Genomic DNA, 17,165 nt, shown 5'->3' on the forward strand with positions numbered 1-17,165 from the left:
CACCCGAGGAGTCCGTCATGCTCATGCCCCGTCATCTCATCGCCCTGTCCGCCGCCGTCTGCCTCGCGGCCGGCCTCGCCGCGCCCGCGGCCGCCGAGCCCCGTCCCAGGACGCTCGCCGAACTGGCCGAGAAGCACCACAAGTACTTCGGCTCCGCCACCGACAACCCCGAGTTCACCGACGCCGCCTATCTGAAGCTCCTCGGCAGCGAGTTCGGGCAGACCACCCCCGGCAACGCCATGAAGTGGTACGCCACCGAACCCGAGCGCGGCGTCTTCGACTTCACGGCCGCCGACGAGGTCATGGCCTTCGCCAAGGCCCACCACCAGAAGGTCCGCGGCCACACCCTCGTCTGGCACAACCAGCTCCCCGCCTGGCTCACCGAGGGCACCTGGACCCCCGACGAGCTGCGCGCCGTCCTCAAGAACCACATCCAGACGGAGGTCCGGCACTTCAAGGGCCGGGTGATCCACTGGGACGTCGTCAACGAGGCCTTCAACGAGGACGGCACCTACCGCGAGTCGCTCTTCTACAAGACGCTCGGACCCGGCTACATCGCCGACGCCCTGCGCTGGGCCCACGAGGCCGACCCCCACGCCAAGCTGTACCTCAACGACTACAACGTCGACGGGATCGGCCCCAAGAGCGACGCCTACTACACCCTGATCAAGCAGTTGAAGGCCGACGGCGTCCCGGTGGAGGGCTTCGGCATCCAGGGCCATCTGGCGCTCCAGTACGGCTTCCCCGCCGACGTCCAGCAGAACATGCGGCGCTTCGGCGACCTCGGCGTCGACGTCGCGGTCACCGAGCTCGACATCCGGATGAACCTCCCCGCGACCCCGGCGAAGCTCGCCACCCAGGCCACCTGGTACGCCGACTACGTCAAGGCCTGCCTGGCGGTCGAGAAATGCGTCGGCGTCACCATCTGGGACTACACGGACAAGTACTCGTGGATCCCCTCCGTCTTCCCCGGCGAGGGCGCCGCGCTGCCCTACGACGAGAACCTGCGGCCCAAGCCCGCCTACCACGCGATGAGGGAGGTGCTGGGCCGGTGATCCGAACGGCGATCGTCGGTACGGGAGGGATCGCCGGCATCTGCCACGTTCCCGCCCTCCGGGCCCAGGCGCACCGGGCCGAGATCGTGGCGGCCGTCGACGTGGACGCCGCGCGCGCCGAGGCGTTCGCGGCCGAACACGGCATCCCCGCCGTCCACACCGACCTGCGCACGATGCTCCAGGAGCAGAAGCCGGACCTCGTCCACCTGTGCACACCCCCGTTCCTCCACGCCGACCAGGCCGTGGCCTGCCTGGAGTCGGGGGCGTGGGTGTGGTGCGAGAAGCCGGTGGCGCTGTCGCTGGCCGAGCTCGACCGGATCCAGGCGGCCGAAGGGCCGGCTCTCGCGGGCGCGGTGTTCCAGCACCGGTACGGCTCGGGGGCCCGGTACCTGCGCGACCGGATCGCGGCCGGCACGCTGGGCCGGCCGCTGGTGGCGCAGTGCGTCACCGCGTGGTATCGCGACGACGCGTACTACGACGTGCCCTGGCGCGGCACATGGGAGAGCGAGGGCGGTGGCCCGACGCTGGGCCACGGCATCCACCAGATGGACCTGATGCTCGCGGTGCTCGGCCCGTGGGCCGAGGTACGCGCGATGGCCGGCCGCCTGGAGCGCGACGTCCAGACCGAGGACGTGTCCGCGGCCCTCGTCCGGTTCGAGAACGGAGCCATCGCGACGGTCGTCAACAGCGTCCTCTCCCCGCGCGAGGAGAGCTACCTGCGGTTCGACCTCACCGAGGCCACGGTCGAGCTGCGGCATCTGTACGGCTACTCCAACGCGGACTGGACGTTCACCACCACGTCGTCCGGCGTGCCGTGGCAGCCGCCGGACGACCTGCCCAGCTCGCACACCGCCCAGCTCGCGGCCTTCCTGGACGGCTACGAAGCGGGGATCCGCCCCGACCTCGGCAGACCCACCATGGAGCTGGTGACCGCCCTGTACAAGGCCGCGATCACCGGCCTGCCTGTCCGGCGCGGCGAGATCGACGCGGCCGACCCGTTCTACGGATCGCTCCACGGCGGGCGCCCGGAGGTGTTCCGATGACGTTCGAACTCGCAGAGAACGAGGACTCGCTGGTCGTCCGAACCCGCGGCGTCGACCTCTTCCGGTATGTGCACCGGCCGGTCATGGACCCCTTCGAGGCACCGAAGCCCTATCTGCATCCGGTGCGCACGCTCGCCGGCGATGTGGTCACCGGGTACCGGCCGCACGACCACCGCTGGCACAAGGGCGTCCAGTTCACGGCGTCGTGGGTGTCGGGACAGAACTTCTGGGGCGGCGGCACCTACCTGCGCGGCCGGGGCTACGTGGACCTGCCGAACCTCGGCACGATGCGCAGCCTCGCCGTCTCCGCCGGGACGGGGCGCGGTCGCGCCGTGATCACCCAAGACCTGGCCTGGCACACGAGGGCGGGGGAGCACTGGATCGACGAGCGCCGCACCCTGACCGCCCGCGACGTCGAGGCCGACTCCTGGACCCTGGAGGTCACCACCGCCCTGACCAACGTCCACGACGGCGACCTGATGTTCGGCAGCCCCGGCACCCAGGGCAGGGAGCTCGCCGGATACACCGGTCTGTTCTGGCGCGGCCCGCGCGCGTTCACCGGCGGCGAGGTGATCGGCCCCGCGATGGGCGAGCAGGGCGACTGGCTGGCCTTCATCGGCGCGCACGACGAGGTCGACCGTTCCTCCACGCTGCTGTTCCTGGACGATCCGGACGCCCCCTGCCACTGGTTCGTGCGCAGCGAGCCCATCCCCGCCGTCAACCCGTCCCTGGCGTTCGACAAGGAACTGCCGCTGGCCCCGGGCGACACCCTGTCGCGCCGCTACCGGATCGTCGTGGCCGACGGCGCATGGACCTCCGAGCGCCTGACCCGCCATGTCGCGGAACACCCGTGGTGACCCGGTTCCCCGGCAGCGTGGGGATCTCCGGGCTGACCGTGTACGACGGGAAGGCCGCCGACGGGCTGTGCGGCGGCACACCCCACATGCACCTCGTCTGCTCCGAGGCCTACGTCGTCGTCGACGGCACGGGCAGCGTCCAGACGCTCACCGGCTCCGGCTTCGCCGACACCCCGCTGCACCCCGGCGACGTCGTCTGGTTCACCCCCGGCACCATCCACCGCCTGGTCAACGACGGCGGCCTGCGCCTCCTGGTGCTCATGCAGAACAGCGGACTCCCCGAAGCCGGCGACGCCGTCTTCACCTTCCCCCCTCCTGTGCTGGCCGATCCCCACGCCTACCGGACGGCGGCCGCCCTGACCGGCGACCGGGCCGCGGCGGCGCGGCGCCGCCGCGACCTGGCACTCGAGGGTTTCACGGCCTTGCGCGAAGGCGGGCTGCGGGAGTTCCACCTCGCGGCCCACCGCCTGAAGAGCGAGCTCCTGGACGACTGGCGGGCCCGCTGGCGCGACGGCCCCCTGGCCGCGGCCGAAGAGACCGGCCGTCAGCTGGAACGGCTGCAGGCCGGAGACCTCTCCCACCTCGGCCACGGCGCGGTGTCACGGCTGGAGCGCCCCGACCAGCAGCTCTTCGGCATGTGCGGCCTCCTGCACCCCTATCCCGTGCCCCACCCCCCGGCGCGCCCGCCGCGCGATCCGTCGGGGTCACCTCACCTCCGTCCCCCGAAGGAGCTGTCCTGATGCGGTTTCGCCCTCCGCCCCTGATCCTGAGTCTCGTACTCTCCGTCCTGTCGTCCTTACTGCTCGGCGCCACCCTCCTCGGCGCCCCGCCCGCCGCCGCGGCGACCATCGACCCCAACGCCTCGTACGTGCTGGTCAACCGCAACAGCGGCAAGGCCCTCGACGTCTACAACCTGGCGACCGACAACGGCGCGCGCATCACCCAGTGGACCAGGAACGACCAGAACCAGCAGCTGTGGCAGTTCGTCGACGCCGGCGGCGGCTACTACCGCATCAAGTCCCGCCACTCGGGCAAGGTGCTGGACGTCCAGGGCGGCTCCACCGCCAACGGCGCCCCGATCGTCCAGTGGACCGACCTGAACGCCACCAACCAGCAGTGGCGCCCGGCCGACAGCCCGGGTGGCTACGTGAGGCTGATCGCGCGCCACAGCAACAAGGCCCTCGAAGTGCAGGGCGGCTCCACCGCCGACGGCGCGAACATCGTCCAGTACGACGACTGGGGCGGCAGCAACCAGCAGTGGCAGCTCGTCCAGGTCGGCGCCGGCAACCCCGGCACGTGCGATCTCCCGTCGGCCTACCGCTGGAGCTCGACGGGCGCGCTGGCGCAGCCCAAGCCGGGGTGGGTCTCGCTCAAGGACTTCACCGTCGTCCCCCACAACGGCAAGCAGCTCGTCTACGCGACGACGCACGACACGGGGACGAGCTGGGGGTCGATGAACTTCAGCCTGTTCACCACCTGGCCGGAGATGGCCACGGCGGGCCAGAACACGATGTCGGGCTCCGCCGTCGCGCCCACGCTCTTCTACTTCGCGCCGAAGAACATCTGGGTGCTCGCCCACCAGTGGGGCGCGACGGCCTTCTCGTACCGGACGTCGACCGATCCCACGAACGCGAACGGCTGGTCGGCGCCGAAGGAGCTCTTCAACGGAACGATCACCGGCTCCTCGACCGGCCCCATCGACCAGACGCTCATCGCCGACGGCACGAACATGTACCTGTTCTTCGCCGGTGACAACGGCAAGATCTACCGGGCGAGCATGCCGATCGGGAACTTCCCGGGCAGCTTCGGCGCGACCTCGACGGTGGTCATGAGTGACACGACGAACAACCTGTTCGAGGCCCCGCAGGTCTACAAGCTCCAGGGCCAGGACCGCTACCTCATGATCGTCGAGGCCATCGGCTCGCAGGGCCGGTACTTCCGCTCGTTCACGGCCACCAGCCTGAACGGCTCGTGGACCCCCCAGGCCGCGACCGAGAGCAACCCCTTCGCCGGCAAGGCCAACAGCGGCGCCACCTGGACCAACGACATCAGCCACGGCGAACTGATCCGCACCGGCGCCGATCAGACCATGACCGTCGATCCCTGCCGTCTGCAACTGCTCTACCAGGGGCGCAGCCCCGGCTCCGACGGCCTCGACTACGGCCTCCTGCCCTACCGGCCGGGCCTGCTCACGCTGCAGCACTGACGACGTCACACCGGCGTGGCGGGCTCGCGAACGACCGAGCCCGTCACGGCCGGGGTCTCGAACGTGTGCCGAAATATCGAACCTTCCCCTTTGAGGAGTGACAACGACATGACCATCAACAGGCGTTCGGTGATGGCGGCGGGCGCCGCCGGAGTGGCGGCAGCGGCTGTGGGGACGGCCCCGGCGTTCGCCTCGGGAGGCGCGGAACGGGCGGCTGGAAGGCCGACGAAGGAGCTCTTCGGGACCCTGCCCGACGGCACGCGCGTCCACCGTTGGACGGTGGCCTCGGGCGGCACCCGGCTGCGGGTGCTGTCGTACGGCGGCATCGTCCAGGCCCTCGAAACACCCGACCGCCGCGGGCGGTACGCGAACGTGTCGCTGGGCTTCGACAAACTCGAGGACTACGTGGCCGGCAGCCCGTACTTCGGCGCGATCATCGGCCGCTACGGCAACCGCATCGCCCGTGGCGCCTTCACCCTCGACGGCAGAACGTACCGACTCCCCGTCAACGACGACCCGAACAGCCTGCACGGCGGGGACAAGGGCTTCGACAAGCGGGTGTGGGACGTCGAGCCGTACGCGCGAGGGCGGGACACCGGCCTCACCCTGCGCTACGTCAGCGCCGACGGCGAGATGGGCTACCCCGGCACGCTGCGCGTCCGGGTCGACTACGTCCTCACGCCCCGCGGCGACTTCCGCATCGACTACGAGGCCGTCACGGACAGGGCCACCGTCGTGAACCTCACCAACCACACGTACTTCAACCTCGCGGGCGAAGGCAGCGGCAGCATCCTCGACCACACCCTGAGGATCGCCGCGTCCCGCTACACCCCCGTCGACTCCACCCTCATCCCGACCGGCGAACTCGCCCGCGTCGCGCACACCCCGTTCGACTTCCGCGACGGCAAGCCGATCGGCCGGGACATCCGCGAGGCGCACCCGCAGGTCGTCTTCGGCCGCGGCTACGACCACAACTTCGTGCTCGACAAGGGACTCACCGACGCCCCGCAGCACGTCGTCACCGTCACGGAGCCCGTCCACGGCCGCGTGATGGAGATCGCGACCACCGAGCCGGGCGTCCAGCTGTACAGCGGGAACTTCCTCGACGCCACGCTGGCGGGTTCCTCCGGAAGGGTCTACCGCCAGGGCGACGGCTTCTGCCTGGAGACCCAGCACTTCCCCGACTCACCCAACCAGCCGTCCTTCCCGTCGACGGTGCTCCGCCCGGGCCGGACCTACCGCTCCACGACGGTCCACTCCTTCACCACCCACTGACCACTGCCGGGCAGCCACACCGCTACGAGGGCCCTGCCGTGACAGGTCCCTCGCCCACGTCGGGGTCGTCGTCGCACGATCGGGGTGACGACGACCCCGACGGCTCTTGGAGGAGCGCTGCGCAGGCTTGTTTGCTCGTCGTGGTCGGCCGGTTCGCGTGACGAAACAGCCCTGTCCTGAAAAAGCGCAGGCAGGGAGCCTATGTCCACGAGCACCTCGATGATTCGTACGATGGGGCTGTGGCCACGCTGATCGGCCGGAACTTCCACTCCCGCAGACCACACGACGCCCTAGACTGCGAGCGCTCCAAGACCTGGAGATCATCGGAAGGGCGTGCAAGATGAAACGAGCACTGATCAGCGCATGCGCGGCCGTGGCGTTAGTCGTGTCCGGGGGGAGCGTCGCCACCGCTTCCGACAGCGCTCCGCCACGCACCACGCACGGCCCTTGCCAGTACACGCAGACCCCGGACGAGCCGCCGGCGCGCCCTGTTCCGCTGCCGCCCGACCCGCGGCGCACCCCCAGTCATGGCACGGTGGACATGGCAGTTCCGACCAGCCAGGGCTCGCTCCCGCTGCACTTGGACCGGGCCAAGGCGCCGTGCACGGTCCAGAGTTTCCTGCACCTGGCACGGCACGGGTTCTACGACCGTACGGTGTGCCACCGTCTGACGGCGTATCCGACGCTGAAGGTCCTGCAGTGCGGCGACCCGACCGGTACCGGTGAGGGCGGCCCCGGGTACAAGTACAAGGACGAGCTGCCGGTGGACCTGCCGCCCGCACCCACCGATCCCACCGGCACGCGCCGCCTCTACGGGCGCGGCCTGCTGGCGATGGCCAACGCCGGTCCGAACACGAACGGCTCACAGTTCTTCGTCGTCTACGACGACTCCGCACTGCGACCGAACTACACGGTGTTCGGCACGGTCGGCCCCGACGGCCTGACGACACTCGACAAAATCGCCGCCGCAGGCATCGAGCCGACCGCGGAGAACCCGGCACCGGTCGACGGCACACCCGTCCTGCGGACCGAGCTGCTCCGCGTCCGGCCGTCCTGCCGGCATTGACGCACCGCGACGTGGCCACGTCCTCGATGGGCATGCCTGGCACCTCCGTGTGCCCGGCCGGCGTCCGGGAGGCCCCGATTCGTCCGCCGCGACGCGCCTCCCGTCAAAGAGACACGCGCCGGCCAGGAGACCCCGGCCGGCTGCTCCCGCGGGGCAGTCGGCCGGGGTCAGATCGTGACCGGGCCGTGGGCGGTGGCGAACTCCACTGAGACCAGGCCCGGTTCCTCATCTTCGACCCAGGTGACGTCGATCTGGTCGAGGGGGTGGTCGGCCGGTTCGCCGAGGAATTCGGCGATGGATGCGGCGTCGCCGGCGATGGAGACTCCGTGGATGGTGGTGGAGGTGCGCGGGTCGGCGCTCGGGCGCTCCTCGCTGGGGACCAACCACTGGAGGAAATAGGGCAGTTGCGGGTCCTCCATGAGTTCCAGCAGGCCGATCTGCTTCCACCTCAGGTCGAACCCGTCGGGGCGGACACGGTGGCCCTCGGTCGAGGTGCGGCCGAGGCGGGCCTCGACGGGGGCGATGTCGTCGACGGAGACCACCCAACCGAGCCAGCCGCCGCCCTCGGCGGCGCGGCGCGCGACCGCCTGGCCGAAGGGCGCGCGGTCGGCGGCGGGGTGGTCGAGGGTGGTGACGACCTCGACGTAGGTGCCGCCGCTCAGCGGGAGAATGAAATTGCGGGTGCCGAATCGCGGGTGCACGCCCCCGTCGACGAACCCGGCGCCGAGGGCCGATCCGATCCGCTGGACGGTCGAGACGAAGCTGTCGCGGGCCACCGCATAGGACACATGATCAAGTCGCACTGCGGCATCATCACCCGGCAACCCGTCCAAATCCCGCCGCCACGCCCGGCGCCCCGGCCGCGTCCGCCGTGGATTCAGCCGTGGAGCGGATCGATCACCGTCATCCCGGCTGGGGAGACCCGGTTGAAGCCGGGCAGCAGCACCGCAGCCTCGTCGAGGCCCACGACCCGCTCGATCAGCCGCTACCACACGACGAGGAGAAGCACGGCACGACGAAGGACGGGTATCTGCCGCGTGGCCCGGACGGCTACTTCACCGAGGGGGCGGCGCTGGAGTCTTCGCGCAGCCGATCAGCAACCGGACCGCGGGTCCTGTCGCAGCTCCACCAGCATCAGCGCGACCGCGACGCTTGTCGGATCGTGGTCGAGCGGCCTCGGCAGCATCGTACGGGCCTTGGTGAGACGCCGGTCGATGGTGTTGCGGTGGGCGAACAACCGGTCGGCGGTGTTCGAAACGCTGTACCCCTCCGCGACGTAGGTGCGAACCGTGCGCTGCAGGACCGGGTCGGCCGTCGCCAGATCGCCGAGAGTGCCGGCGACGAAGTGCTCAGCCTGGCTCAGATCGGCCGTGAGCAGGTCGACGAGATGCACGTCCTCGTAGCGGACGACCTGCCGCGGCGATCCGATCCGGGCCAGAAGGCGCTGTGCGGCGGCGGCATCCAGATGGCTCTGCCGGAAACCCGGGAGATCCGCTCCGGGCCGGCCGAGCGTCACGCGCACGTTGGGTGTCTTGTCCAAGACGTGCAGAACCGCGGCCGTCGGCGGAGCCTCGTGCACGGGGACCCAGAGCCAGAGCGCCGATGTGCTCGGCGGCAGGGTCAGCCGGCGGTTCGCACGGCACGCCCGCATGACGTACTCGGCGGCTCGCTCGAGCTCGTGCACATCGGCGGGGGAATCGACCCACAGGATCGCCGCGACGTGATGCCCGGCCAGCGGATAACCGAGCTGCTCCTCCGCGCGGCCGCGACTGATACGCGCGCCCTGGAGCAACAGCTGCACCGTCGTGTGCCGTTGCGCCTGGGCACCGAGGCCCATCTCCTCGCGGACTTCGTCGACGTAGGTTCCGACTGCGGCGATCGAGTCGTCGATGTAGGTCGTCAGCGAGTTGGCGGACACCTCGAGCAGCTCGCGCAGCTCGTCGCGGTCCGTGGTGGCGGCGAAGCACCGCTCGACCCACAACCCCCACCCCACGCGCTGGGCGGCACGCCAGGACCCGAGCTCGTTCACGTCCATCCCGCGCAGCACAAGGTCCCGGGCGAAGATCAGCATCTCGCTGCCCCTGGCCGGAGTCACCCGGCGCCCCGGCTCCTGCAGGTTGGACGCCAGCCAGTGCGCCATGTTGGCCTTGTTGAGGCGCCGGTCCGCTTCCGACAGCACGGGATCGTCGACGTACTCGCGCTGCCGCGTCTCGCGTTGCGAGGCCCGCCACAACTGGTCGGCGACCTCGTCCGACACCGGCAGCTGGCTTTCGGCGATGTGTCGGATCAGCCCACACACCCGGTCGGACGGGTTCGGCCACAACATCTGCATGCACCGCAGAGTGCCTCGTCCACTGCGGTGCCGCGCAAGGTGCAGAGTGCACCGAGTCCGCCTCGATCCTGCACCGACGTGCCCTGGGAAGAAGCCGGTCCCAGCGGCCACTGTCGACGCGGCAGGGAACGAGTTCGGTCCTGTCGGCCGATGTGCGACCGAGGAGCGCGAGGACGAGCATCGCCGCATCGGTCATGGCCGGCTCGCTGTCCGGCACCAGCCCGTCGCGCCCGCACTCGCCTCCATCCGCCTCGTCGTGACCCAAGTTCCGGCAACGCCGACCGCACGCCCCGCGCTCTGCCGAGAACCACCTGAGGTGGATGCCCGCATCGGCCGCCGGTGACGAGCGACGCGGCACATCATCGAAAGGAATGAATTCATGAGCAGTACGAAGAGGTACGACGCAGTGGTCATCGGCTGTGGGCTGATGGGAGCCGCACTCGCGAGAACCCTCGCCAGGCAGGGCTATTCGGTGGCCGCGTGGAACCGCTCGCCGGAACGAGCTCTCGCGCTCGCCGACTCGGGGCTCTCCCCTGTGGCTTCCCTCGACGAAGCGGTGCGGGAGTCGCGGATCGCCATCGCCTGCACCGACAGTTACGAGAGCACGAGAGCTGCTCTCCAGCCGGTCACCGACTGGGGCACCACCACGTTGGTCAGTCTGGTCAGCGGATCGCCCGACGAAGCCGAGGACATGGCGCGATGGGCCGGCGAGCGAGGCGCTGCCTACCTCGACGGGTTCATCGCCTGCTACCCCAACGACATCGGCTCCCCCCGCGGCATGGTCGTACTGTCCGGCCCAACTGCCCTCTGGGAAGAGCACAAGGACGTCTTCGTGAGCCTCGGCGGCGCGTCACAGCATGTCTCCGACGAGGTGCGCGGCGCCGGGGTGCTGGGGGCGGGCATGCTCGGCGCGTTCTTCATCGCCGCGCTGAGCGCCTACGTCGAGGCGGCGACCTATGCGATCGAACAGGGGCTGACCCCAAAGGCGTTGGCATCGACGGCGGCGCAGGCCATCGCCCTGCTCGGGGCAGTGACGCCGGAGACGGCGACCGCGATCGCGCACGACGCCCACGAGACAGATCAAGCGACGGTGAAGACCTTCGGCGAGGCCGCCCGGGCCACGCTGACCGCCCTGCGCGCCGCGGGACACTCTGGCCGCATGATCGGGGCGGCTGTCGAGAATCTCGACCTCGCCGAGCGGGCGGGGCTCGCCGAACTCGCGTTCTCCGCACAGAGCCTGGTCCTCACCAGGCGGGACGCGCAGTGACGGGTCGGCAGGCGCGCGTCCGGCCGGAGCCCTGACCGACGCGCCCACGCACAGCGGCGCGGCGATGTGGTGCACGGTGCACCGCGGACACCCGCATGTCGGTCGGCACTGTCGTAGCCGCGGCGAGGCCCCGTCGCGAACCTTGAGACCCACGTCACACGTCGGCGCGACCGGGCTCAGCCGGTGGCGACGGCACCCCCTTCCGAACGGGAGTGAATCCGCATGGCGGGAACGAACGACACAGCGCTCAGCGCAGGAACAGGCGTCGCAGCCCAAGCAACGCGCAAGCGAGGACCGCTGATCAGCGTCTCCGCGCTGCTGTGCACGGTGACCATCGCGGTCAACTTCATGCTGGGGCCCCTGCTGCCCCTGATGCAGAGTCATTTCGCCGTCGGCGTCTCGGCGGCGACCTGGGTCCTCACCGCGATGCTCCTGGGCAGCGGCGCCGGCTTCGTGCTCATTCCGCGCCTGCAGGACATCGTCGACGACCGCACGATGCTGCTGTGGTCCGGCGTCATCCTCACGGCGGGCGCGCTGATACCCGCCATCGGCGACACGTACCCGGCGCTGATCGTCGGGTCGGCCCTGCTCGGCTTCGGCAGCGCGGCACAGATGCTCCCGGTCGGCTTCCTGCGCCGTCACCTCTCCGGCGCCTCGGTGGCCACCGCGGTCAGCGTCCTGATCATCTCCACCGGAACCGGGGTCGTGGCCGGCATGGTGGGCGGCGGCCTGGCGGTGAAGTACCTGTCGCTGTCGACGTTCTTCTACGTACTGGCAGCGGCGTTCGCGGTGACCACGGCGGCACTTCTGGCGGTCGTTCCGCGCTCGCGCCCCGCCTCCTCGGCACGGATCGGCGTGTGGGGAACGGTGTGGATGATCGCCTGGGTGACGCTGGTGCTGCTCGCGATGGCGCAGATCAGCGTCTGGGGCAACGTGTGCTACCTGCTCCTTGCCGTAGGGGTCGTCGCCGGTGTCGCCTGGGTTCCGGCACAGCGCCGGTCGACCGCGCCGGTCTTCGACCTGGCGATGCTGAAGCGGCCGTACGCCACGACAGCCTGCGTGGCCTCCTGTCTGTTCGGCGCGGTCGACGCGGCCTTCGTGCTGCTGGTCACCTACTACACCCAGACCCCGGTCGAGGTCGGATACGGCCTCGGCACCGACGCGCTCGGGACGAGCCTCCTCATGCTGCCGTTCGCGCTGACCATGTTCATCAGCGGTAAGGCGGCGGAACGGATGGTGCAGCAGGGACGCCCCGGCGTCATCCTGGCCGCGGGCGCGGCACTGTGCGGCCTCGGACTCGTGTGGCTCGCGTTCGCCCACGACCACTCGTGGCAGTACCTCGTCGGCTCGGCCGTCGTCGGTCTCGGAAGCCGCGCCGGCTACAGCGGCTCGTTCGCCATTCCGCAGCTGGTGGTGGACGAGGACCAGGCCGGGATGGCCGCCGGCATCCCGGCAACGGTGATGATGATCGGCGCCGCTTTCGGCGCCGCCATCACGACGATCGTCCTGTCCCTCGCCTTCATCCCCGAGATCCCCGGAGTGCCGGAGCCCCACCTCTACACATGGGGATACCTCGTCGCCGCCGTCTTCCCGGTCGGCATTCTCGCCGCGACCTCCGTGTCCTCCGCCCGCCACCCGGGCGCGTTCAAAGCCCTGATGGCGCAGGCGTGAGCCACCCCGACGGCGCCATGGACCCCACCCCGGCCGGCGTGTCCGCCGGCCCCGTGCGATCCGCACACCGACGCAGGTGATCTCGATGCAGGCGTCGTCCGCCTGTGCGCCGGGGCGGCGTACGTCGCGCACCCCGCCCCGGCCGACTTCCGACGGAGGCCACCCCGATGCACACAGCCACACAGCTGAAGCCTTCGAGCTTCCAGTACCTCATCGGTGGTGAGAACGCGGACCTGACAGGGCTCTTCCCCCGCTGGACACCGGACGACCGGTTCGGCATCCTCATCGACCGTCCGCCGGGCGCACTCGGTGCCAGCCTGCTGATCCAGGCCGCCATCGCGGCGTTCTACGACGTGCGACCGGAAAGGCGGGGCGAGGCACCCGCGTACCCCGAGATCTACGCACTCCACGTCGGGGGGCCCTTCGGCGACCACAGCGCCTTCGACTTCTGGCCGCCCCGCAAGGAGGTGGTCATTCCTCCACGAAATCCGGTCGACATCCTGACCGCGGTGAACACGCACGCCATCACCCGACTGGCCGTGCCCGACGTCTCGGTCGGGGACGTCGCCGGGCTCGAGGAAGGTCCCAGCAGAGGGTCGAGCTTGCCCGCGAGCGTGCCCGGGCGGCGGGTGCCGACAGCGCCGTACGCACGGAGAGCTTCCGGCGGCTGTCGGTGGACGAGGCACTGGCGTGTGTCGCGGGACTGGCCTGACCCGGCTCGCGGCGTCCTTCCTCCTCGACGTGGCGCGTACGCACCCGGGGTGCCCGACCGGACGGCGCCCCGACCGGCTGCTCGAGGAGCCGGCCCAGGCGTGCCCTGGGCACCCGTCTCGTCCAGCCGTACCTGGCGGCCGACCTGGCCGATTCCTTCCTCCTGCGCAGGTGTCGACAGACTGTGCCGACGTCCCGCGGTGCGGTCGGGTGCCGCGTATCTCCGTCCCCCAGCGTGCCTCGGCGTCCGGGCGTAGCCTGAATTTCGGACATCCGAGTACTGGGCAGAGGTGCAGGGTGGCGATCCAGGCATCACACGAGGCAGGTCGTCGGAACCCCTTCGACACGACCACCGCAGCCGTGGTCGTGGTGGACGCGCACGGGCGGTTGACCGGCTGGAATCCCGCAGCCCGCAGTCTGTACGGTGCGGACGCCCCGGACGTGCTCGGCCGCCCGGTGAACGAGGTACTCCGGGACGTCCGGTCCCAGGGGGAGGCGCTGCAGCCCTTCACGGCCGCGGCAGCACCAGGGGCGGCCGCGGGAGGCTGGATCGAGAACCGTACCGTTCGGCGCCCCGACGGATCGTCGGTGGAGACGGTCCTGCGTGTCTTCCCGGTGGAGCGGGACCGGGAAGGGCCCGCCTGGGTCGTGATGGCGGTGGCCGGCGACCGTTATCGGGAGTGGATGACGGACCAGTCGATGCTGTCGGGGCTCTTCACACAGTTCCCGGTGGCGCTGACTGTCTACGGGACGGATGCCCGCCTGAGGTGGGTCAACGATGTGGTGCGGGAAGGAATGGGCTGGCACGCCGGCGAGTGGGTGGGACAGCCCATCAGCGCGCTGTTCCCGCACGGAGCGGTCCTGTCCCCTCCGGGATACCACGAGATGGAGGACGTGCTGGAGGAGGTGTTGCGCAGCGGAGAGCCGGTACTGGACATCCATTGGCGGGGACAAGTCCCCGAGGGCTCGGCGCAGTATCGGGTCTTCTCGTGCTCGTACTTCCGCCTGCAGGACGACGCGGGTCACCCTCTGGGTGTCTGCGAGACGGCCGTCGAGATCACCGAACGCTACGAGGCACAGGCCCGCCTGGCACTGCTCGGCCGGGCCAGCGGAATCGGCACGACGCTCGACGTCCGGCAGACGGCGGAGGAGCTCGCGGAGCTCGTGGTCCCGGACCTGGCCGACTCTGTACGAGTCGAGGTCGCGGAGTCGGTCCTGGCCGGCGAGGAGGCCCCGCTCGCGGCTTCGGGGGCACCGGGGGGCCTGCGCCTCATGGCGGACCGCACCATGAGCGATCCGCCCCTCGCACAAGGTCATCAGGTACTGGGTGTCATCGGCAGTCGATCGACGAGCGCGGACCACCTGCTGGCTACGCCTCTGCTCCTCGGCGACACCCTGCTCGGCAAGGTCACGCTCCTTCGGCAGCCGCCCCGCGCGCCCTTCGACGAGGCGGACCGCGCCCTTGCCGAAGAACTGGCGTCGCGCACCGCGGTGTGTGTGGACAACGCGCGCCGCTACATCCGCGAGCGCGCCACCGCGCTGAAACTGCAGCACGAACTCCTCCCGCAAGCGCTTCCGCAGCCGAGCGGAATGGCGTTCGCGCACCGCTACGTCCCCGCCACCGGCCCTCTGGGCGTCGGGGGCGACTGGTACGACGTGATTCCGCTGTCCGGCGCCCGGGTCGGACTGGTGGTCGGCGACGTGGTGGGGCGCGGAGTGGACGCCGCTGCCACCATGGGGCGGTTGCGTACGAGCGTGAGGGCGCTGGCAGCCCTGGACCTGCCGCCGGACGAACTCCTCACCCGGCTGGACGACCTGGTGGGACAGGCGCGGATCGGAATCCACCGGACGCCCGGCGACGAGCGGGATGACCGAGCGCTGGGGGCGACCTGCCTGTACGCCGTGTACGACCCCACGTCCCGCACGTGCGTCATGGCCAGTGCGGGCCATCTCCCCCCGGTTGCCACCGGGCGGGGGCCAGGGGCCCGGCGGGCTGAACCGCTCGAGGTGCCCACGGGCCCCCCGCTGGGCATCGGTGGCCTGCCTTTTGAGAGCGTCGAGTTCGAGTTCGCCGAGGGAACGCTGCTCGCCCTGTTCACCGACGGAATGGTCGAAGCGCGCGGTCGGGACGCGGACGAGGGAACGGCGGACCTGTGCCGGGTCCTGGAGGCTTCGACAGGCTCCTTGCAGGGAATGTGCGACGAGGTCGTCTCCCTGCGTTCCCAGGGATCCGCAGAGGACGATGCCGCACTGCTGTTGGTGCGCCTGCACGCCCTCCCCGAAACCAGCATGGCGTCCTGGCATGTCACCTCGGACCCGGCCGAAGTGGCCGCAGCCCGCGCACACGTCCGGGAGAAGCTGGAGGAGTGGGGGCTGGACGATGCCGCGTTCGTCGCGGAACTGGTCGTCAGCGAACTCGTCACCAACGCGATCCGCTACGGCAGCCCCCCTGTCCGTCTGCGCCTGCTCCGTGACGTCGACCGAACGCTGATCTGCGAAGTCTCGGACGGGGGTCACACCTCTCCGCATCTGCGCCGCGCCGGCAACGAGGACGAAGGAGGCCGGGGGCTGTTCCTCGTGGCTCAGCTGACCCGCATGTGGGGCACGCGGTACGGCCGCCGGGGCAAGACGATCTGGGCCGAGACCGGACCGGGTCAGGAAGTGCCACTGGAGTTGTTTTCGATGGAGTGAGGGGGTGCTGCCCTCACTACCCGTGGACGCGTACGCCGCGGTGCCGGTTCGTCCGCACGCTGCTCGGCCTGGGCCCGCGTCCGCCCCCGTGGCCGGGGCGAAGCTCCTCACCGGCCCGGCTGATCGCAGGTTCACCTTCGATGAGGGGAGCCCTATACTGCCGACACGTGAAAGCAAGCGCTTAGTCAGTCGGGAGGAGCGTCCATGCCTGAGGTCGTCGCCATCACGATGGGCCAGACCGCGCAGGGGGCACGGCGGTGACGGCGCGCGTGGACGCGGTGGTCTTCGACTACGGCGGTGTCCTCACCAATCCCGTACGCGACTCGATCGCGGCATGGATAGAAGCCGACGGCATCGATCCGGATTCGTTCTCACGCACGCTCAAGGCCTGGCTGTCCCGGCGCGCGCAGGACGGCACCCCCATCCACCGGCTGGAAACTGGCGATCTGACCGTCGCGGAGTTCGACACCCTGATCGCCGCCGAGCTGGACACGGTGGACGGCCGCGCGGTCGACCCGGTAGGCCTGCTGGCCCGGCTGTTCGCCGGGATGCACCCCGACCAAGCGATGTTCGAGCTGGCCGGGGAGCTGCGCGGCCTCGGCATCCGCGTGGCCCTGCTGTCCAACAGCTGGGGCGACATCTACCCGCGTGAACTGATCGACCCCGTCTGCGATCCCGTGGTGATCTCCGGCGAGGTCGGCCTGCGCAAGCCGCTGGCCCCCATCTACCGGCTCACTCTGGACCGGCTCGGCATGCCGGCCGACCGAGTGCTCTTCGTCGACGACGCGGAGCCGAACGTGCTCGGCGCACGCGCCGTCGGCATGCAGGCCCTTCTGCACACCGACGCGGAGACCACCCGCGCCACGCTCGCCGGTCTGATCCCGGGCCTGTCCCGCCGGCCGGCCTGAGCCGCACGCCGGCGCCGCCCTCGGGCTCAGCCACTGACGATCGTCCTTATCGGCGCGGCGGTGGCGGCGAGGTCACCCGCGAT

The 17,165-nt window shown here is 70.5% G+C and carries 13 protein-coding genes; 11 read left to right on the forward strand and 2 right to left on the reverse strand.

Going from position 1 to position 17,165, the window contains the following annotated elements:
- Nucleotides 1-23 precede the first annotated feature (23 nt).
- The 7 genes from ACF07V_RS30740 (at nucleotide 24) to ACF07V_RS30770 (ending at nucleotide 7,502) form a co-directional block, all read left to right on the forward strand.
- A complete protein-coding gene (locus ACF07V_RS30740; RefSeq protein ID WP_392159122.1) occupies nucleotides 24-1,055 on the forward strand; it encodes an endo-1,4-beta-xylanase in 1,032 nt (343 codons plus the stop codon).
- Nucleotides 1,052-2,098 (forward strand): Gfo/Idh/MocA family protein, encoded by a 1,047-nt coding sequence (locus ACF07V_RS30745; protein WP_392158954.1) that lies wholly within the window; start codon nucleotides 1,052-1,054, stop codon nucleotides 2,096-2,098. Before ACF07V_RS30740 ends, ACF07V_RS30745 begins: the two co-directional genes overlap by 4 nt.
- Complete coding sequence (locus tag ACF07V_RS30750; RefSeq protein ID WP_392158955.1) at nucleotides 2,095-2,955, forward strand: PmoA family protein; 861 nt, start codon at nucleotides 2,095-2,097, stop codon at nucleotides 2,953-2,955. Before ACF07V_RS30745 ends, ACF07V_RS30750 begins: the two co-directional genes overlap by 4 nt.
- Nucleotides 2,907-3,695 (forward strand): cupin domain-containing protein, encoded by a 789-nt coding sequence (locus ACF07V_RS30755; RefSeq protein WP_392158956.1) that lies wholly within the window; start codon nucleotides 2,907-2,909, stop codon nucleotides 3,693-3,695. Before ACF07V_RS30750 ends, ACF07V_RS30755 begins: the two co-directional genes overlap by 49 nt.
- A complete protein-coding gene (locus ACF07V_RS30760) occupies nucleotides 3,695-5,161 on the forward strand; it encodes a non-reducing end alpha-L-arabinofuranosidase family hydrolase (protein WP_392158957.1) in 1,467 nt (488 codons plus the stop codon). The genes ACF07V_RS30755 and ACF07V_RS30760 overlap by 1 nt, the downstream gene beginning before the upstream one ends.
- 108 nt (nucleotides 5,162-5,269) lie before the next feature.
- Nucleotides 5,270-6,436 (forward strand): aldose epimerase family protein, encoded by a 1,167-nt coding sequence (locus ACF07V_RS30765; protein WP_392158958.1) that lies wholly within the window; start codon nucleotides 5,270-5,272, stop codon nucleotides 6,434-6,436.
- Nucleotides 6,437-6,977: 541 nt separating this feature from the next.
- Nucleotides 6,978-7,502 (forward strand): peptidylprolyl isomerase, encoded by a 525-nt coding sequence (locus ACF07V_RS30770; RefSeq protein WP_392158959.1) that lies wholly within the window; start codon nucleotides 6,978-6,980, stop codon nucleotides 7,500-7,502.
- A gap of 167 nt (nucleotides 7,503-7,669) precedes the next feature.
- Here ACF07V_RS30770 and ACF07V_RS30775 read toward each other — a convergent pair whose 3' ends face one another.
- Together ACF07V_RS30775 and ACF07V_RS30780 are read right to left on the reverse strand one after the other, a co-directional pair.
- Nucleotides 7,670-8,305 carry a VOC family protein gene (locus tag ACF07V_RS30775; protein ID WP_392158960.1) on the reverse strand — a complete coding sequence of 212 codons (636 nt, stop codon included), beginning with the start codon at nucleotides 8,303-8,305 and terminating at the stop codon, nucleotides 7,670-7,672.
- Nucleotides 8,306-8,595: 290 nt separating this feature from the next.
- Entirely contained in the window at nucleotides 8,596-9,834 is a 1,239-nt protein-coding gene (locus ACF07V_RS30780) for a PucR family transcriptional regulator (RefSeq protein ID WP_392158961.1), read from the reverse strand.
- Nucleotides 9,835-10,213: 379 nt separating this feature from the next.
- Here ACF07V_RS30780 and ACF07V_RS30785 point away from each other — a divergent pair, with 379 nt between their 5' ends.
- From ACF07V_RS30785 to ACF07V_RS30800, 4 genes are all read left to right on the forward strand, one after another.
- Nucleotides 10,214-11,101, forward strand: coding sequence for an NAD(P)-binding domain-containing protein (locus tag ACF07V_RS30785; protein ID WP_392158962.1), 888 nt, complete (start codon nucleotides 10,214-10,216; stop codon nucleotides 11,099-11,101).
- A 222-nt stretch (nucleotides 11,102-11,323) separates the two neighbouring features.
- Nucleotides 11,324-12,772, forward strand: a complete 1,449-nt coding sequence (locus ACF07V_RS30790) for an MFS transporter (protein WP_392158963.1) — start codon at nucleotides 11,324-11,326, stop codon at nucleotides 12,770-12,772.
- A 1,008-nt stretch (nucleotides 12,773-13,780) separates the two neighbouring features.
- Nucleotides 13,781-16,174 carry a SpoIIE family protein phosphatase gene (locus ACF07V_RS30795; protein ID WP_392158964.1) on the forward strand — a complete coding sequence of 798 codons (2,394 nt, stop codon included), beginning with the start codon at nucleotides 13,781-13,783 and terminating at the stop codon, nucleotides 16,172-16,174.
- A gap of 257 nt (nucleotides 16,175-16,431) precedes the next feature.
- Nucleotides 16,432-17,082: an HAD family hydrolase gene (locus tag ACF07V_RS30800; RefSeq protein WP_392158965.1), complete on the forward strand. Its 651-nt coding sequence runs from the start codon at nucleotides 16,432-16,434 to the stop codon at nucleotides 17,080-17,082.
- The last annotated feature ends 83 nt before the right edge of the window (nucleotides 17,083-17,165 follow it).

Source organism: Streptomyces sp. NPDC015661 (assembly GCF_043077765.1).
GTDB lineage: Bacteria > Actinomycetota > Actinomycetes > Streptomycetales > Streptomycetaceae > Streptomyces.